24 protein-coding genes are annotated in these 21870 nt (G+C 62.4%); 20 read left to right on the top strand and 4 right to left on the bottom strand.

Annotated features, from left to right (window positions below; translation table 11 throughout):
* Window positions 1-48: 48 nt before the first annotated feature.
* Together LOY45_RS08335 and LOY45_RS08330 are read right to left on the bottom strand one after the other, a co-directional pair.
* Complete coding sequence (locus LOY45_RS08335) at window positions 49-1062, bottom strand: GNAT family N-acetyltransferase (protein ID WP_258578957.1); 1014 nt, start codon at window positions 1060-1062, stop codon at window positions 49-51.
* A 61-nt stretch (window positions 1063-1123) separates the two neighbouring features.
* Window positions 1124-1885 (bottom strand): substrate-binding periplasmic protein, encoded by a 762-nt coding sequence (locus LOY45_RS08330; protein ID WP_134063505.1) that lies wholly within the window; start codon window positions 1883-1885, stop codon window positions 1124-1126.
* 207 nt (window positions 1886-2092) lie between these two features.
* Here LOY45_RS08330 and LOY45_RS08325 point away from each other — a divergent pair, with 207 nt between their 5' ends.
* Together LOY45_RS08325 and ppnP are read left to right on the top strand one after the other, a co-directional pair.
* Complete coding sequence (locus tag LOY45_RS08325; protein WP_115087970.1) at window positions 2093-2644, top strand: 3'-5' exonuclease; 552 nt, start codon at window positions 2093-2095, stop codon at window positions 2642-2644.
* Window positions 2645-2715: 71 nt separating this feature from the next.
* The gene (gene ppnP, locus LOY45_RS08320; protein ID WP_010225980.1) at window positions 2716-3000 is read left to right on the top strand and encodes a pyrimidine/purine nucleoside phosphorylase; all 285 of its coding nucleotides are present in this window, start codon (window positions 2716-2718) and stop codon (window positions 2998-3000) included.
* 108 nt (window positions 3001-3108) lie between these two features.
* Here ppnP and LOY45_RS08315 read toward each other — a convergent pair whose 3' ends face one another.
* Complete coding sequence (locus LOY45_RS08315) at window positions 3109-3798, bottom strand: alpha/beta family hydrolase (protein WP_115087971.1); 690 nt, start codon at window positions 3796-3798, stop codon at window positions 3109-3111.
* 49 nt (window positions 3799-3847) lie between these two features.
* On the opposite strand from LOY45_RS08315, the gene ccoN (LOY45_RS08310) reads away from it, so the two are divergent.
* The 16 genes from ccoN (LOY45_RS08310) (at window position 3848) to LOY45_RS08235 (ending at window position 19452) form a co-directional block, all read left to right on the top strand.
* Window positions 3848-5272, top strand: a complete 1425-nt coding sequence (ccoN, locus tag LOY45_RS08310) for a cytochrome-c oxidase, cbb3-type subunit I (RefSeq protein WP_038996264.1) — start codon at window positions 3848-3850, stop codon at window positions 5270-5272.
* 10 nt (window positions 5273-5282) lie between these two features.
* Window positions 5283-5891: a cytochrome-c oxidase, cbb3-type subunit II gene (gene ccoO, locus LOY45_RS08305; RefSeq protein WP_115087972.1), complete on the top strand. Its 609-nt coding sequence runs from the start codon at window positions 5283-5285 to the stop codon at window positions 5889-5891.
* 5 nt (window positions 5892-5896) lie between these two features.
* A complete protein-coding gene (locus tag LOY45_RS08300; RefSeq protein ID WP_258578956.1) occupies window positions 5897-6094 on the top strand; it encodes a cbb3-type cytochrome oxidase subunit 3 in 198 nt (65 codons plus the stop codon).
* Window positions 6091-7038 (top strand): cytochrome-c oxidase, cbb3-type subunit III, encoded by a 948-nt coding sequence (ccoP, locus tag LOY45_RS08295; RefSeq protein ID WP_115087974.1) that lies wholly within the window; start codon window positions 6091-6093, stop codon window positions 7036-7038. Before LOY45_RS08300 ends, ccoP (LOY45_RS08295) begins: the two co-directional genes overlap by 4 nt.
* 487 nt (window positions 7039-7525) lie before the next feature.
* Window positions 7526-8968 carry a cytochrome-c oxidase, cbb3-type subunit I gene (gene ccoN / locus LOY45_RS08290; protein WP_115087975.1) on the top strand — a complete coding sequence of 481 codons (1443 nt, stop codon included), beginning with the start codon at window positions 7526-7528 and terminating at the stop codon, window positions 8966-8968.
* Window positions 8968-9576, top strand: coding sequence for a cytochrome-c oxidase, cbb3-type subunit II (ccoO, locus tag LOY45_RS08285; RefSeq protein WP_115087976.1), 609 nt, complete (start codon window positions 8968-8970; stop codon window positions 9574-9576). The genes ccoN (LOY45_RS08290) and ccoO (LOY45_RS08285) overlap by 1 nt, the downstream gene beginning before the upstream one ends.
* A 5-nt stretch (window positions 9577-9581) precedes the next feature.
* Window positions 9582-9779 (top strand): CcoQ/FixQ family Cbb3-type cytochrome c oxidase assembly chaperone, encoded by a 198-nt coding sequence (locus tag LOY45_RS08280; protein WP_010225992.1) that lies wholly within the window; start codon window positions 9582-9584, stop codon window positions 9777-9779.
* Window positions 9776-10756 (top strand): cytochrome-c oxidase, cbb3-type subunit III, encoded by a 981-nt coding sequence (gene ccoP, locus LOY45_RS08275; RefSeq protein ID WP_115087977.1) that lies wholly within the window; start codon window positions 9776-9778, stop codon window positions 10754-10756. The genes LOY45_RS08280 and ccoP (LOY45_RS08275) overlap by 4 nt, the downstream gene beginning before the upstream one ends.
* A 252-nt stretch (window positions 10757-11008) precedes the next feature.
* Complete coding sequence (ccoG, locus tag LOY45_RS08270; RefSeq protein WP_115087978.1) at window positions 11009-12424, top strand: cytochrome c oxidase accessory protein CcoG; 1416 nt, start codon at window positions 11009-11011, stop codon at window positions 12422-12424.
* Between the two features lie 12 nt (window positions 12425-12436).
* A complete protein-coding gene (locus LOY45_RS08265; RefSeq protein WP_258578955.1) occupies window positions 12437-12976 on the top strand; it encodes a FixH family protein in 540 nt (179 codons plus the stop codon).
* 102 nt (window positions 12977-13078) lie between these two features.
* Window positions 13079-15532 (top strand): heavy metal translocating P-type ATPase, encoded by a 2454-nt coding sequence (locus LOY45_RS08260; protein WP_134063509.1) that lies wholly within the window; start codon window positions 13079-13081, stop codon window positions 15530-15532.
* A 12-nt stretch (window positions 15533-15544) separates the two neighbouring features.
* Complete coding sequence (gene ccoS, locus LOY45_RS08255; protein ID WP_010225999.1) at window positions 15545-15757, top strand: cbb3-type cytochrome oxidase assembly protein CcoS; 213 nt, start codon at window positions 15545-15547, stop codon at window positions 15755-15757.
* Window positions 15750-16433, top strand: coding sequence for a sulfite exporter TauE/SafE family protein (locus tag LOY45_RS08250; RefSeq protein ID WP_010226000.1), 684 nt, complete (start codon window positions 15750-15752; stop codon window positions 16431-16433). Before ccoS ends, LOY45_RS08250 begins: the two co-directional genes overlap by 8 nt.
* A gap of 83 nt (window positions 16434-16516) precedes the next feature.
* On the top strand, window positions 16517-17899 hold the full coding sequence (gene hemN / locus LOY45_RS08245; RefSeq protein ID WP_115087982.1) for an oxygen-independent coproporphyrinogen III oxidase: 1383 nt from the start codon (window positions 16517-16519) through the stop codon (window positions 17897-17899).
* 215 nt (window positions 17900-18114) lie between these two features.
* Entirely contained in the window at window positions 18115-18849 is a 735-nt protein-coding gene (fnrA, locus tag LOY45_RS08240; RefSeq protein ID WP_010226003.1) for a Crp/Fnr family transcriptional regulator FnrA, read from the top strand.
* A 54-nt stretch (window positions 18850-18903) separates the two neighbouring features.
* Window positions 18904-19452, top strand: coding sequence for an adenine phosphoribosyltransferase (locus LOY45_RS08235; RefSeq protein WP_115087983.1), 549 nt, complete (start codon window positions 18904-18906; stop codon window positions 19450-19452).
* A 78-nt stretch (window positions 19453-19530) separates the two neighbouring features.
* Here LOY45_RS08235 and recR read toward each other — a convergent pair whose 3' ends face one another.
* Entirely contained in the window at window positions 19531-20133 is a 603-nt protein-coding gene (gene recR / locus LOY45_RS08230; protein ID WP_115087984.1) for a recombination mediator RecR, read from the bottom strand.
* A 364-nt stretch (window positions 20134-20497) separates the two neighbouring features.
* Here recR and LOY45_RS08225 point away from each other — a divergent pair, with 364 nt between their 5' ends.
* Together LOY45_RS08225 and LOY45_RS08220 are read left to right on the top strand one after the other, a co-directional pair.
* Window positions 20498-21043 (top strand): fimbrial protein, encoded by a 546-nt coding sequence (locus LOY45_RS08225; protein ID WP_115087985.1) that lies wholly within the window; start codon window positions 20498-20500, stop codon window positions 21041-21043.
* A 59-nt stretch (window positions 21044-21102) separates the two neighbouring features.
* Window positions 21103-21849, top strand: coding sequence for a fimbria/pilus periplasmic chaperone (locus tag LOY45_RS08220; protein WP_258578954.1), 747 nt, complete (start codon window positions 21103-21105; stop codon window positions 21847-21849).
* Window positions 21850-21870: the final 21 nt, after the last annotated feature.

Here is a 21870-nt window from a genome sequence, read left to right as displayed (position 1 = left end):
ACAAGTTTCAAGCGGCAAGAGGGTGGTGATACCGCTTGCCGCTTGGGGTCAGAGCAACTCGCAACCTTCGAAAAACCGTTCCCTGCCCAGAATCATCAATGCCGCACGCTTGTGCGGAAAGTCGAACTCCTTCTCGCAATGAAAACACTGATCGTGCATGTAGCCGATCATCTTGCCGTTGTCCGCCCGCGGTTCAGCCACGACGCGCTGGGTGCGCGGGTCATCCAGGAACAGGTAATGCACCAGCGCTGACAACCAGCTGGCGACCTTGTGCGGCCCACGGTGCAGCTCTTCGCCCACCAGCATGTGAATGCCACGGTCGTAGTCATCCACCGCATAGAACGGCGCGATACGGTCTTCCTTGGCCCAGTAGGCTTCGAAGTAGGCGAAGGGCTGGTCATCGAAACAGCCGATCAGGGTCAGGCTGTGGGGATCGGCCTCAAGCTTGTTCAGGTACTCGCGGTGTTGCTCCAGGCTCCCGCCCTCCTGCCAGAAGTTCAGCACCCGCGGGTTGTTCTGCCAGCGATTGAAACGCTCCAGGTCCTGGTCGATTTCCAGGGTGCGCAGCGAGACCCAGGCACCCAAGCGCGCATCGAAGCGCCGATACACTTCGCCACGCGGCTTTGGCGCACGCCGAGGGTGTCGCTTGCCGTCGCTGATCTGCATCTGTTGCGGATAGACGCCCGCCAAGGGCTGGCCAAGCCAGGGCTGGGGCAGCTGCCAGAACAGGCTGCGCTCACACAAGTACTGGCCCTTCACCTGCGTGGCGATCAGCAAACCGCTGTTCAAGGCTTCCTGCGGCGGCTGATGCAGCTGCCAGGTCAGGCGCTGGCAGCCGGGATCACGGGCGAACAACCAGTAGCAAACAGCCCACAGGGCCTGTTGCACACGGTCGCGGGCATGCTCTTCAAGCTGGACCTGCAAGGTTTCGCCGCGTTGCAGGCGCACACGCACCAACGGGCTGCCTTCGAGCACCAGGCTCAGGTGGCAATCACCTTCATCAGCGCTGAGGCTGCGCCAGCGAGGCAAGGACAAAGTCGGCGAAGCAGAATCGAATGGCATGATCTGGGCTCACAAGGGAATGATCGGCTCACCCTTGTGAACGTCGCCAGCCCAGGCAAATTTAGTCGGCCTTGGGGGTGCTGACGCTGATACGGTAAGGCTGGAATATTTTCAGCAACGCGCCCTTGTCACGCAGGGACTGCAACAGCCTGGCAAACTCCGCACCACTGATGGGCGCGTCGGGGCGCAACAGTGCGTAGTGATGGTAGACCTGATCGACGCGGTCGGACGCCAGCAACTGCTCGGCGCTTTGCGGGTTACGGACCAGAAAGTCACTGAAGTATGAACGGGTGACCAGGGCGATATCCGCGCGGCCGCGCTGGACCATCAGCAAATTGCTGTCATGGGAATAGGTCAGGGTCGCGTTGTAGGTATCGGCCAGGTACCTGGGGTCGGGATTGAAATCGGCAAAGGCGTAGTGGTAACCACTGTACAGCGCCAGGCGCTTGCCCTTGAGATCGGTGAAGTAGTTCTGGTCACGTCCAGGCTGGCGATGGGTGACGAAGACCTCGGCATCTTCCAGGCCCATGTCGACACTCACATGGGGGATCTGTTGCCAGCCCCATTCGGGATTCTCGAAGATCGCCATGTCGGTGCGGCCCTGCTGAAAGTCGCCGAAGCGCCGCGGGATGGACGTGGGTACCAGGATAAAGCGGTAACGCTGCTGGTTGTTGTTGAGCGCCTCGACCAGTTGCGGCAACAGGCCGGTATCGGCACCCTGCTCAGGGCGCACGGTATAGGGAGGGAAATGCGCCGCCCCAACCTTGACCTCGATTTCTTCGGCCGCCCGGACCGACGGAAGCAGCCACATTGCGGCAAGCATTAACAGCAAGGACACCGTCTGTGGCATGGGCGTTGAACTCAAAGCAACACACTCTTTGCGGGTTTGAACCGGAATCTGCCTAAGCTAGGCGTTTTCAAGGCGTTGCACAACTGTCGGTTGTGCCAAGCACAGCAGGCAAAACGCCAGGGGATACCCGCCGCGCGCGAGCTTGGCTACGCTCTAACCAGTCTTGCATGGGAGCCTACTATGGGCCATTGGCTGGTGATCGACCTTGAAGCAACCACAGACGATGGCGGCTGGCCGGTCTCGGAGATGGAAATCATTGAAATCGGCGCGACCCTGGTCGACCGCCAGGGCAGGGAAGTTGGGCATTTCCAGCGTTTCGTGCGCCCGCGGCGGCGACCGCAACTGACCCCGTTCTGCCGCGAGCTGACCCACATCAGCCAGGCCAATGTCGACACGGCGGCAACCTTCGCCGAAGTCTGGGCGCAGTTCGAGCGCTGGCTCGGTCATCATGCCAAGCACCTGCAGGGCTGGGTCAGCTGGGGCGACTACGACCGTAAGCAACTGCTGCAGGAATGGCAGCAGTATCAGCTCGGCAGCCTGCTCGAGACCCTGCCGCACATCAACCTCAAGCAACGCTTCGCCAAAGCCCGCCAACTGCAGCGGCCGCTAGGCCTCAATGGCGCGCTGCAGCTGGCTGGCCTGCAGTTCAGTGGCCAGCAGCACCGGGCCCTGGAAGACGCACGCAACACCGCTCGCCTGCTGCCCCTGACCCTGCCGGCCAATGGCACCTGAAAGCGGATGACGGCGCTCCGGGCCTTGGGCATACTGGCCTGCCTTTTTAGCCCCTTTTTCAGGAGTCGCCCATGTTTAAAGTCAACGAGTACTTTGATGGCACGGTCAAGTCGATCGCTTTCGGCACCGCTGAAGGTCCGGCCACGGTTGGCGTGATGGCCCCGGGCGAATACGAGTTCGGCACTGCCCAGCGTGAAATCATGCATGTGGTGTCGGGTGCCCTGACCGTCAAACTGCCCGACAGCGACAACTGGGAAACCTTCAGCGCCGGCAGCCAGTTCAATGTGCCGGCCAACAGCAAGTTCCAGCTGAAGGTGGCGGTTGATACTGCTTACCTGTGCGAGTATCGCGGCTAAGCCTGAATCAGGCGCCGACCCCATCGCTGGCAAGCCAGCTCCCACAAGGATTGCGGTGAACAACTTGTGGGAGCTGGCTTGCCAGCGATGGGCTGCGCAGCAGCCCCCTCACTTCAGAAACGCGACAATCCTGTCCGCCGCCGTCGCCAGATGATCGGCATGGCTGAACCCCGAAGCCTTCAGCGGCTTCAGGTCATGATCCCCCGCCTGCAGCCAGCACAGTTCGATCGCTGACGACAGCTCGTACCCCTCCACCGTCTGCCGATTGCCCAGGGCATCGCGTTCACCCTGAATGATCAACGTCGGTGTCTTCAGTTCAGCCAGGTGCGCCACCCGCGGCTTTTCCGGTTTCCCCGCTGCATAAAACGGATAGCCCAGGCACACCAGCGCATCAGCCTCCAACTCGTCAGCCAGGATGCTGGCCATGCGTCCGCCCATGGACTTGCCGCCAATGGCCAATGGCCCAGTGACCAATGGTCGCACCTGCGCGTACACCTCACGCCAGCAGTCCAGCAACTTTGCCTGCGGATTTGGCGGCCTTTTGCCACCATCCATGCGTCGCTGGGCCATGTAGGGAAACTCGAAGCGCAGCACCCCCAGCCCTTGCTCCGCCAGCCTTTGCGCCATTTCCTGCATGAACCCGCTATCCATCGGCGCACCGGCGCCATGGGCCAGGATCAGGCACCCCGAATGCTGGCCATCCCCCTGATTTTGCGGGGCATTCCACAGCCAGCCGCGGCTTTCGACCAGCCGCGCCCATTGATCCCCGTCAATACCGGCCAGTTGCCCATTACTCATGCTTGCCTCGCTGTTTAGTCTGCCTATAACCGTGGATGGGAACCCATACATGAACACAACCAGCAGTACCGCCTACAACTACAAGGTGGTCCGCCAATTCGCCATTATGACGGTGGTGTGGGGAATCGTCGGGATGGGGCTCGGCGTTTTTCTCGCCGCGCAACTCGTCTGGCCTTCGCTCAACTTCGACCTCCCCTGGACCAGCTTCGGCCGCCTGCGACCGCTGCACACCAACGCGGTGATCTTCGCCTTCGGTGGTTGCGCACTGTTCGCCGCTTCCTATTATTCGGTCCAGCGCACCTGCCAGACCACCCTGTTCTCGCCACGCCTGGCAGCTTTCACTTTCTGGGCCTGGCAACTGGTGATCCTGCTGGCTGCCATCAGCCTGCCGCTGGGTTATACCAGCTCCAAGGAATACGCCGAACTGGAATGGCCGATCGACATCCTGATCACCATTGTCTGGGTGGCCTACGCCGTAGTGTTCTTCGGCACGCTGATGAAGCGCACCACCAAGCACATTTATGTCGGTAACTGGTTCTTCGGTGCGTTCATCATCACCGTGGCGATCCTGCACATCGTCAACAACCTGGAAATCCCGGTCAGCCTGACCAAGTCCTACTCGCTGTACGGTGGCGCCACCGACGCCATGGTCCAGTGGTGGTACGGCCACAACGCCGTAGGCTTCTTCCTGACCGCCGGCTTCCTCGGCATGATGTACTACTTCGTGCCGAAACAGGCCGAGCGTCCGGTGTATTCCTATCGCCTGTCGATCGTGCACTTCTGGGCGCTGATCACCCTGTACATCTGGGCAGGTCCCCACCACCTGCACTACACCGCCCTGCCCGACTGGGCGCAATCGCTGGGCATGATCATGTCGCTGATCCTCCTGGCGCCAAGCTGGGGCGGCATGATCAACGGCATGATGACCCTCTCGGGCGCCTGGCATAAGCTGCGCAGCGACCCGATCCTGCGTTTCCTCGTGGTGTCCCTGGCGTTCTACGGCATGTCGACCTTCGAAGGCCCGATGATGGCGATCAAGACCGTCAACGCCCTGTCGCACTACACCGACTGGACCATCGGCCACGTCCACGCCGGCGCCCTCGGTTGGGTCGCGATGATCTCGATCGGCGCCCTGTATCACATGATCCCGAAAGTCTTCGGCCGCGAGCAGATGTACAGCCTCGGCCTGATCAACGCGCACTTCTGGCTGGCGACCATCGGCACCGTGCTCTACATCGCCTCGATGTGGGTCAACGGCATCGCCCAGGGCCTGATGTGGCGCGCAGTCAACGAAGACGGCACGCTGACCTACTCCTTCGTCGAAACCCTGGTGGCCAGCCACCCTGGCTTCATCGTGCGCTTCGTCGGCGGGGCGATCTTCCTCACCGGCATGCTGCTGATGGCGTACAACACCTGGCGCACCGTGCGTGCCCCGGTGGCCGCGACCGCCCCTGCCGCCGCGCAGCTGGCCTGAGGAGACCCTGATGAAACACGAAGTAATCGAGAAGAACGTCTTCCTGCTGGTGCTGTTGATGGTGTTTGCCGTCAGCATCGGCGGCCTGACCCAGATCGTCCCGCTGTTCTTCCAGGACGTCACCAACAAGCCGGTCGAGGGCATGAAGCCCTACACCGCGCTGCAACTGGAAGGCCGCGACGTCTACATCCGTGAAGGCTGCGTGCAGTGCCACTCGCAGATGATCCGGCCGTTCCGTGCCGAGACCGAGCGTTATGGCCACTACTCGGTAGCCGGTGAAAGCGTCTGGGACCACCCGTTCCTCTGGGGTTCCAAGCGTACCGGCCCGGACCTGGCCCGCGTTGGCGGCCGCTACTCCGATGACTGGCACCGTGCGCACCTGTACAACCCGCGCAACGTCGTGCCCGAGTCGAAGATGCCGGCCTACCCATGGCTGGTCGCCAACCCGGTCGACAGCAGCCACACCGAGACCAAGCTGCGCACCATGCGCACCCTCGGCGTGCCGTACACCGACGCCGACATCAGCGGCGCGGTGGAGTCGCTCAAGGGCAAGACCGAAATGGACGCGCTGGTCGCCTACCTGCAGGTGCTCGGCACCGCGATCAAGAACAAGAGGTAAGCGCCATGGACTTCACACTGGATATCGGCCAGCTACGAGGCCTGGGCACCCTGCTGGTGGCCATCGCCTTCATCTGCCTGTCGCTGTGGGTGTTCAACGGCCGGCGTGACCGTGAATTCGCCGAAGCCAGCCTGCTGCCATTCGCCGACGAGCGCCTGGCACCTGCCGCCAACGAACCCGAACCGAGGAGTAACGGGCAATGACCACCTTCTGGAGTACGTACATCTGCGTACTGACCATCGGTAGCCTGATCGGCCTGACCTGGCTGCTGCTGGGTACCCGCAAGGGCGAAACCAAAGGCACCACCGACCAGACCATGGGCCACAGCTTCGACGGCATCGAGGAGTACGACAACCCGCTGCCCAAGTGGTGGTTCTGGCTGTTCGTCGGCACCCTGGTGTTTTCGGTCGGCTACCTGATCCTCTATCCGGGCCTGGGCAACTGGAAAGGCATCCTGCCCGGTTATGAGGACGGCTGGACCCAGACCAACGAATGGCAAAAGGAAATGAACAAGGCCGACGCCAAGTTCGGACCGATCTTCGCCAAGTTCGCCGCCATGCCGGTGGAGGAAGTGGCCAAGGATCCCCAGGCGCTGAAAATGGGCGGCCGTCTGTTCGCCTCCAACTGCGCGGTCTGCCACGGCTCGGACGCCAAGGGTGCCTACGGCTTCCCTAACCTCACCGACAAGGACTGGCGCTGGGGCGGCGATCCGGAAACCATCAAGGCCTCGATCATGGGTGGTCGTCACGGGGTGATGCCAGCCTGGGCCGAAGTGATTGGAGAGCAAGGCGTTGCCGACGTGGCCGCGTTCGTCCTGACCAACCTCGATGGCCGCACTCTGCCGAAGGAAGCCAAGGCCGACCCTGCCAACGGCGAGAAGCTGTTCGCGACCAACTGCGTGGCCTGCCACGGCCCGCAAGGCAAGGGCACCCCGGCCATGGGCGCACCGGACCTGACCCACCCGACCGCGTTCATCTACGGTTCGAGCTTCGCCCAACTGCAGCAGACCATCCGTTACGGCCGCCAGGGCCAGATGCCTGCCCAGGAAGCGATCCAGGGTAACGACAAGGTCCACCTGCTGGCCGCCTATGTCTACAGCCTGTCCCAGGAGGAACCTGCCCAAGGCGAAACCCTGTCTGCCAAGTAAAACGATTGAGTAACTGAGCCTTGACTCAAACCGCCGCATCGGCACCCGATGCGGCGGTTCCCTTCGCCCCTTGCGACCAAGTGTCGCACCCCGCCCTGCCCACGCCTTGCACCCCCCTCGATCACAACTAAGCTTGTTGCCACAGCGACTGAAACAGCCGGCGCGCTTGCACCTTTTTGGGGCATTTTTCGTCAGCGGTTCTGCGCAAAGGCTGATGGGGCCGACTCAAGCGCCGATGTGCGAGTGATCAACGGCACTGAGCAAGCGTTCGGCAGAAGCCTTTGCCTTAGACGAAAAATCAAATTTTGGTACACATATCAACTAATTAATTGTGTACAATTTGCCCGCCGAAAAGGCTCGAAACCGCTGTGGAGCAGGCGTTGGCAAGGATCGGCGCGGGCGCCATCGCGTTGCAATAACCACACGGTTTATACATACTTGCGCCGATTTTTACCCTATAAAAACACCCAAACCGTGGAACCTTAGAATGAGCACAGCAATCAGTCCGACTGCTTATAACTATAAGGTCGTCCGCCAGTTCGCCATCATGACGGTGGTCTGGGGGATCCTTGGCATGGGGCTTGGTGTCTTCATCGCCTCGCAACTGGTCTGGCCCCAGCTTAACCTGGACCTGCCGTGGACGAGCTTCGGACGCCTTCGCCCGCTGCACACCAACCTGGTGATCTTCGCCTTCGGTGGTTGTGCACTGTTTGCCACTTCCTACTATGTCGTGCAGCGAACCTGCCAGACGCGACTGATTTCCGACAGCCTCGCAGCCTTCACCTTCTGGGGTTGGCAAGCGGTGATCGTCGGCGCGCTCGTGACCTTGCCGCTGGGCTACACCACGACCAAGGAATACGCAGAGCTGGAATGGCCGATCGCCATTTTGCTGGCCATTGTCTGGGTCACCTACGGTGTGGTGTTCTTCGGCACCATCGTCAAGCGCAAGACCAAACACATCTATGTGGGCAACTGGTTCTACGGCGCCTTCATCGTGGTCACCGCGATGCTGCACATCGTCAACCACGCCTCCTTGCCGGTCAGCCTGTTCAAGTCCTACTCGGCTTATTCGGGTGCCACCGATGCGATGATCCAGTGGTGGTATGGCCACAACGCCGTGGGCTTCTTCCTGACCACCGGCTTCCTGGGCATGATGTACTACTTCGTGCCGAAACAGGCCGAGCGCCCGATCTACTCCTATCGCCTGTCGATCGTGCACTTCTGGGCACTGATCACCCTGTACATCTGGGCAGGTCCCCACCACCTGCACTACACCGCCCTGCCGGACTGGGCGCAGTCGCTGGGCATGGCCATGTCGATCATCCTTCTGGCGCCAAGCTGGGGCGGCATGATCAACGGCATGATGACCCTCTCGGGCGCCTGGCATAAGCTGCGCACCGACCCGATCCTGCGCTTCCTGGTGGTATCGCTGGCGTTCTACGGCATGTCGACCTTCGAAGGGCCGATGATGGCGATCAAGACCGTCAACTCGCTGTCGCACTACACCGACTGGACCGTTGGCCACGTACACGCCGGCGCCCTCGGCTGGGTCGCGATGATCTCGATCGGTGCCCTGTACCACATGATTCCGAAGGTCTACGGCCGCGAGCAGATGCACAGCACCGGCCTGATCAACGCACACTTCTGGCTGGCGACCATCGGTACCGTGCTGTACATCTCCTCGATGTGGGTCAACGGCATCACCCAGGGCCTGATGTGGCGTGCAATCAACGACGACGGCACCCTCACCTACTCCTTCGTCGAAGCCCTGCAAGCCAGCCATCCGGGCTTTATCGTCCGCGCCCTGGGCGGTGCGTTCTTCGCCTCCGGCATGCTGCTGATGGCGTACAACGTCTTCCGTACCGTACGCGCCTCGAAGCCGGCCGAAGCTGAAGCCGCCGCTCAGATCGCTGTAGTTGGAGCTCACTGATGAAGCATGAAGTAGTCGAGAAGAATATCGGCCTGCTGGCCTTCTTCATGGTCATCGCCGTGAGCATCGGCGGCCTGACCCAGATCGTCCCGCTGTTCTTCCAGGACGTCACCAACAAGCCGGTCGAGGGCATGAAGCCGCGTACCGCGCTGGAACTCGAAGGCCGCGACATCTACATCCGCGAAGGCTGCGTGCAGTGCCACTCGCAGATGATCCGGCCGTTCCGCGCCGAAACCGAACGCTACGGCCACTATTCGGTCGCGGGCGAAAGCGTCTGGGATCACCCGTTCCTGTGGGGTTCCAAGCGTACCGGCCCGGACCTGGCCCGCGTCGGCGGTCGTTACTCCGACGACTGGCACCGTGCTCACCTGTACAACCCGCGCAACGTCGTGCCCGAGTCGAAGATGCCGGCCTACCCGTGGCTGGTAGAGAACAAGCTCGACGACAAGGACACGGTGAAGAAGATGGAAGTCCTGCGCACCCTCGGCACGCCGTACACCGATGAAGACATCGCCGGTGCCCGCGACGCGGTCAAGGGCAAGACTGAAATGGACGCCCTGGTTGCCTACCTGCAAGGCCTGGGCACCATCATCAAAAGCAAACGGTGACATTGATGGATATCGGGATGATTCGTGGCTTGGGCACCGTCGTAGTGATGGTGGCCTTTATCGGCCTGGCGTTGTGGGTGTTCAGTTCTCGGCGCAAGTCCGAGTTCGACGAAGCGACCATGCTGCCCTTCGCGGATGATCCCGAAGCCAGCAAGCACGTCGAGCAAGCGCAAGCGAAAGCGTCTAGGAGTAACAACGAATGACTACCTTCTGGAGTCTGTACGTCACCGTTTTGAGTCTGGGCACCATCTTCGCCCTGACCTGGCTGCTGCTGTCCACCCGCAAGGGCCAGCGCAGCGAAACCACCGAAGAAACCGTGGGGCACGCCTACGACGGCATCGAGGAGTACGACAACCCGCTGCCCAAATGGTGGTTCATGCTGTTCGTCGGTACCATCGTTTTTGCCCTGGGCTACCTGGTGCTGTACCCGGGCCTGGGTAACTGGAAAGGCCTGCTGCCGGGCTACCAGTACCTGGACAACGACAAGAAAACCGAGTTCGCCAACGGCCAGGCCGGCTGGACCGGCGTGCACGAGTGGGAGAAGGAAATGGCCCGCTCGGACGCCAAGTTCGGGCCGATCTTCGCCAAATTCGCCTCGATGCCCATTGAAGAAGTGGCCAAAGACCCGCAAGCGCTGAAGATGGGCGGCCGTCTGTTCGCCTCCAACTGCTCGGTGTGCCACGGCTCCGACGCCAAGGGCTCCTACGGCTTCCCCAACCTCACCGACAACGACTGGCGTTGGGGTGGCGAGCCTGAAACCATCAAGGCCACCATCATGGGCGGTCGTCACGGCGTGATGCCGGCCTGGGCCGAAGTGATCGGCGAGCAAGGCGTTGCCGACGTGGCCGCTTACGTGCTGACCAACCTCGATGGCCGCACCCTGCCCAAGGACGCCAAGGCCGATCCGGCCAACGGCCAGAAGCTGTTTGCCACCAACTGCGTGGCCTGCCACGGCCCTGAAGGCAAGGGCACCCCGGCCATGGGTGCGCCTGACCTGACCCACCCGACCGCGTTCATCTACGGGTCGAGCTTCGCCCAACTGCAGCAGACCATCCGTTACGGTCGCCAGGGCCAGATGCCTGCCCAGGAAGCGATCCAGGGCAACGACAAGGTCCACTTGCTGGCGGCCTATGTCTACAGTCTGTCGCACCAGCCTGAGAAAACCGCTGAAGCGAAGTAATTCGCCCAGCTGGCAAAAGCCCCGGCAGTAAAACTGCCGGGGCTTTTTTATAGACCCCCGCCCCTAGCCATGATCTGCGTCAATTGACACGGGCCAATACACTATTACCTGCGATTCCCCAACGCGGCCAAAGGTCGCACCCCTCCCCCCTACCGGCAACACAGGCGTATCATGCGCCCTAGAGCAGCAAGCTTCCGACTGCGGCCGGCATGTACTGGCCGCGGCACTTCACCACTGCCGTGGGACTCAATGATGAGCAAGCAGATTCCGGTACATGACGTCACCCCGCCTGCCAGTAAAGACAACAGCAGCGTCGATCTCTACGCCTCCCGAGAAAAGATCTACACCCGCGCCTTCACCGGCGTGTTCCGCAACCTGCGCATGGTCGGCGGCGCCGTCCTGTTCCTGCTGTACTTCGGCACGGTATGGCTGAACTGGGGCGGTCACCAGGCCGTCTGGTGGAACCTGCCGGAGCGCAAGTTCTACATTTTCGGCACCACCATCTGGCCCCAGGATTTCATCCTGCTCTCGGGGCTGTTGATCGTCGCCGCCTTTGGCCTGTTCTTCATCACCGTCTACGCTGGCCGCGTCTGGTGCGGCTACACCTGCCCGCAAAGCGTGTGGACCTGGATCTTCATGTGGTGCGAGAAAGTCACTGAAGGTGACCGCAACCAGCGCATGAAGCTCGACAAGGCCCCGATGAGCGGCAACAAGTTCCTGCGCAAGCTGGCCAAGCACAGCCTGTGGCTGAGCATCGGCTTTGTCACCGGCATGACCTTCGTCGGCTACTTCTCGCCGATCCGTGAGCTGGTGATTGAGTTCTTCACCGGCCAGGCCGACGGCTGGGCCTACTTCTGGGTCGGTTTCTTCACCCTGGCCACCTACGGCAATGCCGGCTGGCTGCGCGAGCAGGTGTGCGTGTACATGTGCCCGTATGCGCGCTTCCAGAGCGTGATGTTCGACAAGGACACCCTGATCGTTTCCTACGATCCGCGCCGCGGCGAAACCCGCGGCCCGCGCAAGAAAGACCTCGACTACAAGGCCAAGGGCCTGGGTGACTGCATCGACTGCACCATGTGCGTACAGGTGTGCCCGACCGGCATCGACATCCGTGACGGCCTGCAGATCGAGTGCATCGGCTGCGCCGCCTGCATCGATGCCTGCGACACCATCATGGACAAGATGAACTACCCCAAAGGCTTGATCAGCTACACCACCGAGCACAACCTGTCGGGGCAGAAAACCCACATGGTGCGTCCGCGCCTGATCGGCTATGCCGTAGTCCTGCTGGCGATGATCGGCCTGCTGGCCAGCGCCTTCGTCATGCGTTCGCTGGTCGGATTCGACGTCAGCAAGGACCGCGTGCTGTACCGTGAGAACGCCCAGGGGCGGATCGAGAACGTCTACAGCCTGAAGGTCATGAACAAGGACCAGCGCGATCACGTCTACGTGCTCGAGGCCGGTGGCCTGCCTGACCTCAAGCTTGAAGGCGCACGGGAAATCCGCGTCGCCGCCGGCGACATCGTCAGCCTGCCGGTACAACTGTCGATGGCCCCGGAACAACTGCCGTCGACCACCAACGAAGTCATCTTCACCCTCAAGGACGCTGACGACAGCGCTACCCAGGTTGAAGCCAAGAGCCGCTTCATCGGCCCGCAAATTCGATAAGAGACTGAGCCCATGCCTTCTGCAACTGCCGCTAGCCCCTGGTACAAGCACCTCTGGCCGTGGATCATCATCGGGGTGCTGGCCACCTCGGTGACCCTCAGCCTGACCATGGTGACCATTGCGGTGAACAACCCGGACAACCTGGTCAACGACAACTACTACGAGGCCGGCAAAGGCATCAACCGCTCGCTGGACCGTGAACTGCTGGCCCAGACCCTCAACCTCAAGGCCAGCGTGCACCTGGACGAGCTGACCGGCGAAGTCGACCTGCGCCTGACCGGCAACAGCCAGCCGCAGACCCTGGAACTGAACCTGATCTCGCCGACCCAGCCGGAGAAAGACCGCAAGATCGTCCTGACCCGCAGCGACAGCGAAGCCGGTCGCTACCTCGGCCAGCTCAGCGACAAGGTCGAAGGCCGGCGCTTCGTCGAGCTGCTGGGTAGCCAGAATGAGCATGTCTGGCGTCTGTTCGAGGAAGAAGAAGTCGCCCACGACAAGACCCTGGTTCTCGGTGACGAGGCGCTGCAAGGGGCTGAACACCTGGAAAAATGAGTCGCCCCTATCGCTGGCAAGCCAGCTCCCACAGGTTGCACTATCCCTGTGGGAGCTGGCTTGCCAGCGATGCGGCCACCCTAAAAATCTGCGACGACTACCATGACCAGCCCCACGCCCTGCTACCACTGCGCCCTGCCCGTGCCTGCCGGCAGCCACTTCACCGCCGTGGTGCTTGGCCAGCCACGGGCGTTCTGCTGCCCGGGCTGCCAGGCGGTGGCCGAAGCCATCGTCGCCGGCAACCTGGAAAGCTATTACCAGCACCGCAGTGAAGCCAGCGCCAACCCTGACGCCCTGCCTCAGCAACTGGTCGACGAACTGGCTCTGTACGACCGCGCCGACGTGCAAAAACCCTTTGTCCGTCACAGCGGCGAGCTGGCCGAAACCACTCTGCTGATCGAAGGCATCAGTTGTGCCGCCTGCGGCTGGCTGATCGAGAAACACCTGCGCAACCTTCCCGCCGTGGCCGAGGCGCGGCTGAACCTGTCCAATCACCGCCTGCAGGTGAGCTGGGCCGACAGCCAGTTGCCGCTCTCGAAACTGCTCGCCGAGCTGCGCCATATCGGCTACGCCGCTCACCCCTACCAGGCCGATCGCGCCGCCGAACAGTTGGCCAGCGAAAACCGCACAGCCCTGCGCCAGTTGGGCGTCGCCGGGCTGTTATGGTTCCAGGCAATGATGGCAACCATGGCCACCTGGCCGGAATTCAACATCGACCTGAGCCCTGAGCTGCACACCATCCTGCGCTGGGTGGCGATGTTCCTCACCACGCCGATCGTGTTCTACAGCTGCGCGCCGTTCTTTCGCGGCGCCGCCCGCGACCTGCGCACCCGCCACCTGACCATGGACGTTTCGGTGTCACTGGCCATCGGCCTGGCCTACGGCGCCGGGATCTGGACCGCGATCACCGGCAGCGGCGAGTTGTACTTCGACGCGGTGGGCATGTTTGCCCTGTTCCTGCTGGCCGGGCGCTATCTTGAACGCCGCGCCCGCGAACGCACTGCCGCCGCCACCGCGCAACTGGTCAACCTGCTGCCGGCCTCGTGCCTGCGCCTGGGCGCGGCCGGGCAGAGCGAGCGGATCCTGCTCAGCGAGCTGCGCCTGAAGGACTGCGTGCTGATCCAGCCCGGTCATGTGATCCCCGCCGACGGGCGTATTGTCAGCGGCCAGTCGAGCATCGACGAATCGCTGCTGACCGGCGAATACCTGCCGCAACCACGCAGTGCCGGCGACGCAGTCACCGCTGGCACCCTGAACGTCGAAAGCGCGCTGACCGTCGAGGTCCAGGCCCTGGGCCAGGACACCCGCCTCTCGGCCATCGTGCGCCTGCTGGAACGGGCACAGTCGGAAAAGCCGCGCCTGGCGGAAATCGCCGACCGTGCCTCGCAATGGTTCTTGCTGTTCACCCTGATCGCCTCCGCCGCCATCGGCCTGCTCTGGTGGCAGATCGACCCGGCGCGGGCGTTCTGGATCGTCCTGGCCATGCTGGTTGCCACCTGCCCCTGCGCCCTGTCGCTGGCCACCCCAACCGCGCTGACCGCCGCCACCGGCACCCTGCACAAGCTCGGCCTGCTGCTGACCCGCGGCCATGTACTGGAAGGCCTGAACCAGATCGACACGGTGATCTTCGACAAGACCGGCACCCTCACCGAAGGCCGCCTGACCCTGCGGGCGATTCGCCCCTTGAGCGATACCGATGCCGACCGCTGCCTGATGCTCGCCGCGGCACTCGAGAACCGCTCCGAGCACCCCATCGCCCGCGCGTTTGGCCGCGCCAGCCAGGCCGCTGAAGAGGTCCAGGCAGTGCCCGGCCTGGGCCTGGAAGGCCAAGTCGGCGGGCAGCGCCTACGCATCGGCGAAGCGGGCTTCGCCTGCGCCCTCAGTGGCACCACCGCACCGGCAATGCCGGACGAAGCCGGGCAATGGTTGCTGCTCGGTGACCAGCGAGGCCCGCTGGCCTGGTTCGTCCTCGACGACCGCCTGCGCAGCGACGCTGCCGACCTGTTGGCTGCCTGCCGTGCCCGTGGCTGGCAAACCCTGCTGTTGTCCGGCGACAGCTCGCCGATGGTCCAGAGCGTGGCTGCCGAACTGCAGATCGACCAGGCCATCGGTGGCCTGCGCCCGGACGACAAACTGGAAAAACTCAAGGCCCTGCAACAGCAAGGGCGCAAGGTGCTGATGCTGGGCGACGGGGTCAATGATGTGCCGATACTCGCGGCTGCCGATATCAGCATCGCCATGGGCTCGGCCACCGATCTCGCCAAGACCAGTGCCGACGCGGTGCTGTTGTCCAACCGCCTGGACGCCCTGGTCCAGGCCTTCAGCCTGGCCCGCCGCACCCGGCGGATCATTATCGAGAACCTGCTGTGGGCCACGGCGTATAATGGCGTCATGCTGCCGTTTGCCGCGCTGGGCTGGATCACGCCAATCTGGGCGGCGGTCGGCATGTCGGTCAGTTCGCTGATCGTGGTCCTCAATGCCCTGCGCCTGACCCGCGCCAGCGGCTTGCCGGCCAGCCATGCGCCAGCCACTGCCACGCATCCCGCGACGGCCTGACCAGGAGCCTCCATGCCCGCGCTTTACATCATGATCCCGGCCGCCCTGCTGATCGTCGCCATCGCCATCTACATCTTCTTCTGGGCAGTGGACAGCGGCCAGTACGATGACCTCGACGGCCCGGCCCACAGCATCCTGTTCGACGACCAGGACCCGCAGCACCAGGCTGCCATGGACGAGGCCGACGGCAAGAAACCCGACGACGGTACGCCGCCTCGTGACTGAACTTCTACCCCTGCTCAGCTCCGCCTTGATCCTCGGCCTGCTCGGTGGCGGCCACTGCCTGGGCATGTGCGGCGGCCTGATGGGCGCGCTGACCCTGGCCATCCCCAAGGAACAACGCAGCCGCCGCTTTCGCCTGCTGCTGGCCTACAACCTGGGGCGCATCCTCAGTTACGCCCTGGCCGGCCTGTTGCTCGGCCTGGCCGGCTGGGCGGTGGCCAACAGCCCGGTGGCGACCGCCATGCGCGTATTGGCAGCGCTGCTGCTGATCAGCATGGGCCTGTACCTGGCCGGCTGGTGGAGCGGCCTGACCCGCATCGAAGGCCTGGGTCGAGGCCTGTGGCGGCATATCCAACCCGTGGCCAACCGCCTGCTGCCGGTTTCCAGCCTGCCGCGCGCGCTGCTGCTTGGCGCCCTGTGGGGCTGGCTGCCGTGCGGGCTGGTGTACAGCACCCTGCTCTGGGCGGCGAGCCAGGGCAATGCCGCCGACAGCGCACTGCTGATGCTGGCCTTCGGCCTTGGCACCTGGCCGGTGCTGCTCGCCACCGGCCTCGCCGCCGAACGCACCAGCGCCCTGCTGCGCCAGCGTGGCGTGCGCATTGCCGGCGGTGTGCTGGTGATGCTCTTCGGCCTGTGGACCCTGCCGGGCCCGCACCAACACTGGCTGATGGGCCACTGAAGCGGCGTTGATACAAATCAACACGGGTTTGCCCCGCGCTCCCTAGACTCCGGACACTGCTGCTCTTTCTGGGGACTGCCCGCATGCTCGACGTTCTTCGTTGGGACTCCGACCTGATTCGCCGCTACGACCTGGCCGGCCCACGCTACACCTCCTACCCGACCGCGGTGCAACTGCACAGCGAAGTCGGCTCCTTCGACCTGCTGCACGCCCTGCGTGACAGCCGTCGCGCCGTACGCCCACTGTCGATCTATGTGCATGTGCCGTTCTGCGCCAACATCTGCTACTACTGCGCCTGCAACAAGGTCATCACCAAGGACCGTGGCCGCGCCGCGCCCTACCTGCAGCGCCTGGAGCAGGAAATCCAGCTGATCGCCTGTCACCTGGACCCCAAGCAGACCGTCGAGCAACTGCACTTTGGCGGCGGCACCCCGACCTTTCTCAGCCACGTCGAACTGCGCCAGCTGATGGCCCACCTGCGCCAGCATTTCAACCTGCTGGACGACGACTCCGGCGACTACGGCATCGAGATCGACCCGCGCGAGGCCGACTGGTCGACCATGGGCCTGCTCCGTGAACTGGGCTTCAACCGCGTCAGCCTCGGCGTGCAGGACCTCGACCCGCTGGTGCAACGGGCGATCAACCGCCTGCAGAGCCTGGAGCAGACCCGGGCGATCATCGAAGCCGCGCGCACCCTGCAGTTTCGCTCGATCAACCTCGATCTGATCTACGGCCTGCCCAAGCAAACACCGGAAGGCTTCGCCCGCACCGTCGAAGAAGTCATCAAGCTGCAACCGGACCGCCTCTCGGTGTTCAACTACGCCCACCTGCCGGAGCGCTTCATGCCCCAGCGGCGTATCGACAGCGCCGACTTGCCGGCCCCGGCGGCAAAACTGGAAATGCTCCACAACACCATCGAGCAACTGACGGCCGCCGGCTACGTGTACATCGGCATGGACCACTTCGCCCTGCCGGACGACGAATTGGCGATTGCCCAGGAAGAGTCGACCCTGCAGCGCAATTTCCAGGGCTACACCACTCATGGCCATTGCGACCTGATCGGCCTCGGGGTCTCGGCAATCAGCCAGATCGGCGACCTCTACTGCCAGAACAGCAGCGACCTCACCACCTACCAGGACACCTTGTCCACGGCCCAGCTGGCCACCAGCCGCGGGCTGATCTGCACCGAGGATGATCGCTTGCGCCGGGCGGTGATCCAGCAGTTGATCTGCCATTTCGAACTGGATTTCGAGACCATCGAACGGGCCTTCACCATCGATTTTCGCGGCTACTTCAAGGACCAGTGGCCCGCCCTGCAGGCCATGCACAAGGACGGGCTGATCGAGCTGAGTAACGCGGGCATCAAAGTACTGCCGGCCGGGCGGCTGCTGGTGCGTTCGGTGTGCATGGTGTTCGACGCCTACCTGGACCTGCACAACCGTCAGCGCTTTTCCCGCGTGATCTGATACTGAGGTTTTTTGTCGCAGTTTTCTCTGGCTTCGCCCAATAAAACCGGGGCCAAGCAGCGCTCAGAGGCTCTACAGCGCACAGGCTGTAAGCCTCACCGTCTATAGATGGCATCCTTGCGCCTGCCGACGACACAATCGTCCAAGCTGGCCGAAACACCCTGCCCTGGGTTACCCTTACGGCTTATGTGTGCATTCCCACAAGGATTGAAGAAATGTCCGAGCCAGTCAAACTGCGCCCCCACAACCAGGCCCATTGCAAGGATTGCAGCCTGGCGCCTCTGTGCCTGCCCTTGTCGCTGAACTTGGAAGACATGGATGCACTGGATGAAATCGTCAAACGCGGGCGTCCGCTGAAAAAAGGCGAGTTTCTGTTCCGCCAGGGCGACAATTTCGGCTCGGTCTATGCCGTGCGCTCCGGCGCCCTGAAAACCTTCAGCCTGAGCGACAGTGGCGAAGAACAGATCACCGGCTTCCACCTGCCCAGCGAACTGGTCGGCCTGTCGGGCATGGACACCGAGGCCTACCCGGTGTCGGCCCAGGCCCAGGAAACCACGTCGGTCTGCGAAATCCCCTTTGAACGCCTGGATGAGCTGTCGGTGCAACTGCCACAGCTGCGCCGCCAGTTGATGCGGGTGATGAGCCGCGAAATCCGCGACGATCAGCAGATGATGCTGCTACTGTCGAAAAAGACCGCCGATGAGCGCATCGCCACCTTCCTGGTCAACCTCTCGGCGCGCTTCCGTGCCCGTGGCTACTCGGCCAACCAGTTCCGCCTGAGCATGTCGCGCAACGAGATCGGCAACTACCTGGGCCTGGCAGTGGAAACTGTCTCGCGGGTGTTCACGCGCTTCCAGCAGAACGGCCTGATCCAGGCCGAAGGCAAGGAAATCCATATCCTTGACCCGATCCAGCTGTGCGCCCTGGCCGGTGGTTCGCTGGAAAGCTGACCCCTCGGATAACAGGTATACTGGCGGGCATTCGTTTTTCAGGATACCCGCCTCATGCCCAGCGCCACTTTCGACCTTAAAGCCCTCATCCGCCCGGTACCGGACTTCCCCAAGCCTGGCGTGATCTTTCGCGACATCACCCCGCTGTTCCAGTCGCCGCGGGGCTTGCGCCATGTCGCCGATGCCTTTATCGAACGCTACGTCGAAACCGAATTCAGCCATATCGGGGCCATGGATGCGCGCGGCTTTCTGATCGGCTCGATCATCGCCCACCAGTTGAACAAACCGCTGATCCTGTTTCGCAAGCAAGGCAAGCTGCCGGCCGATGTACTCGCCGAAGGCTACCAGACCGAATACGGCGAAGCCTTCCTCGAAGTGCACGCCGACAGCCTCTGCGAAGGCGACTCTGTGCTGATTTTCGATGACCTGATCGCCACCGGCGGCACCTTGCTGGCCGCCACCAAGCTGGTGCGGCGCATGGGTGCGCAGGTGTTCGAGGCAGCGGCGATCATCGATCTGCCGGAGCTGGGCGGCTCGCAGCGCCTGAATGAGGCGGGTGTGCCGACCTTTTGCCTGACCGAGTTCTCGCTGAGCGAGTATTGATAGCATCGCGGGGCAAGCCCGCCCCCACAGGCTGAGGTTCTGTGGGAGCGGGCTTGCCCCGCGAATAAAGAGCCTGGATTACAGCGAGATAGGTTTGCGCCCGGCGAACGAATGCGCCAGGGTCCCGCCATCGACCAGCTCCAGCTCACCGCCCAAGGGCACGCCGTGGGCGATACGTGAAGCGACCAGGCCCTTGTCGGCCAGCAACTGGGCGATGTAATGGGCGGTCGCTTCACCTTCCACCGTCGGGTTGGTAGCCAGGATCACTTCGGTAAAGCTGCCCTGCTCTTCGATTCGCGCCATCAGTTGCGGAATGCCAATGGCTTCCGGGCCCAGGCCATCCAGCGGCGACAGATGCCCCTTGAGCACGAAGTAGCGGCCGCGATAACCGGTTTGCTCAACGGCATAGACGTCCATCGGACCTTCCACCACGCACAACAGTGTGTCGTCACGCCGCAGGTCGGAGCATTGCGGGCACAGTTCCTGCTCGGTCAGGGTCCGGCATTGGCGGCAGTGCCCGACGCCCTCCATGGCCTGGTTCAAGGCCTGGGCCAAACGAGTCCCCCCACTGCGATCACGCTCAAGTAGCTGCAAGGCCATGCGCTGGGCGGTTTTCTGGCCGACACCAGGCAAGATGCGCAATGCGTCGATCAGCTGTCGGATAAGCGGGCTGAAACTCATGGGAAAAGGCCTTGATGCAAGTGAAGGCGGTTTATACCTGCCAGACTGGCCAACGTCAAATCTTACAGACATTTAGATTAGCATCGTAAGAAGATAATATTTCTATTTCTTAAGCAGGAACATTACCTACATAACATACAGCAATTGGCACACCTTCAAACACCTGCAGAAGCACACCCCATCTAAAGACTCCCAATCGTACAGCATCCGGCTAAATCCTCCCGTTGCCACCACCCTCTTTCCTACATCCAGCCAATCAAATAAACCGCATAATTTCCCGGCGTTAAAAAACAAGTAAATATGCCTCCACAACAACTCACTTACTTATTAACGCACAACCTTTATCAATCTAGCTGGAAAACAAATGAACAAACGTACTTTGGGCTTTGCACTGTCTTTACCGCTGCTGGCCGGTATCAGCCTCCATGCCCAGGCAACTGATGGACAGATCGAATTCACCGGCAGTATCTCGGGCACCACCTGCACCATCAACGGCGGCCCTGGCGGCCAGAACTTCACCGTCCCCATGAGCCCGGCGCACACCAGCGAGTTCTCAGGGGCCGGCAGCATTGCCCAGCCTCGCACCTTCGAGATCTCCCTGACCAACTGTGCCGCCGGTAGCGGCGGACAGGTAGACATCGAGTTCCTGGGAGGCGCCCTGGTGCAAAACGGCCGCCTGAACATGGATGCCGGCCCTGCCAGCGCAACCAACGTGCAGTACCAACTGCTCAACCAACAAGGCGGACAGATCATTATCGGCGGGCCAACCGGTTCGCAGAACACCATTCCGGTTGACCTTGAAGACGGCGCGGCAACCCTGCGCTACACCAGCCAGTACTACGCCACTGCCGCAACGGTCACCCCGGGTGCCGCCAACTCCCGTGTTCAGTACCTGATCAATCTCCCGTAATGAACCGGCAGGCGCGCTCAGCGCGCCTGCTACCCCTAATCAGGTCGGATTTCGCATTCATGACTCGCTTTTTCCCCTCCCTGCTGACGGCCCTCGCGCTACTGGCGGCCAGTGTGCCCGTGCATGCCAGCGTTGTAATTACCGGTACCCGCATCATCTTTGCGGCTCAAGAGCGCGAAGCCACCGTCAACCTTGTCAACAATGGCAAAGACCCCAGCCTGGTCCAGGTCTGGGTAGACGATGGCGATACTCGTGCCGCGCCCGAGACCATCCAGGTGCCGTTTACCGTGACGCCAGTGCTGGCCCGTGTCGAACCTGCACAAGGGCAAAGTATTCGCCTGCTGCATACCGGCAGTCCAATGGCCAGTGATCGAGAGTCGCTGTTCTGGTTCAACATGCTTGAGGTTCCGCCAAAAACCAAGGACAGCAATGTCCTGCAACTGGCCTTCCGTACCCGTATCAAGCTGCTGTACCGCCCGCAGGGCCTGCCGGGCAAGGCCGAGGACGCACCGGCCCTGGTGACCTGGCACCGAGCGCCTGGACAAGACGGCAAGCCTGAAACGCTGGTTGGCCGTAACCCGTCGGCCTACTACGTCAATCTCGGTGAAATAAAAATTGAATATAACGGCAAGTCGACTTCACTGGGCACGGGCTACATTGCGCCTTATTCGCTGGGACACTTCATATCCTCGTCACCTGTCAACCCGCGCTCAACGGTCAACTTCACCAGTATCAATGACTACGGCGCCGGGAATAGCCATAACCAACTATTGAGCTCTACGCCTGCCAGTACTCCATCCCCTTAGCCCACTCTCCCTCCTCGACAC

Origin of the sequence: Pseudomonas wadenswilerensis (genome assembly GCF_024749185.1) — a bacterium.
GTDB classification, from domain to species: Bacteria; Pseudomonadota; Gammaproteobacteria; order Pseudomonadales; family Pseudomonadaceae; genus Aquipseudomonas; species Aquipseudomonas wadenswilerensis.
This window is presented reverse-complemented; position numbering and strand designations above follow the sequence as displayed.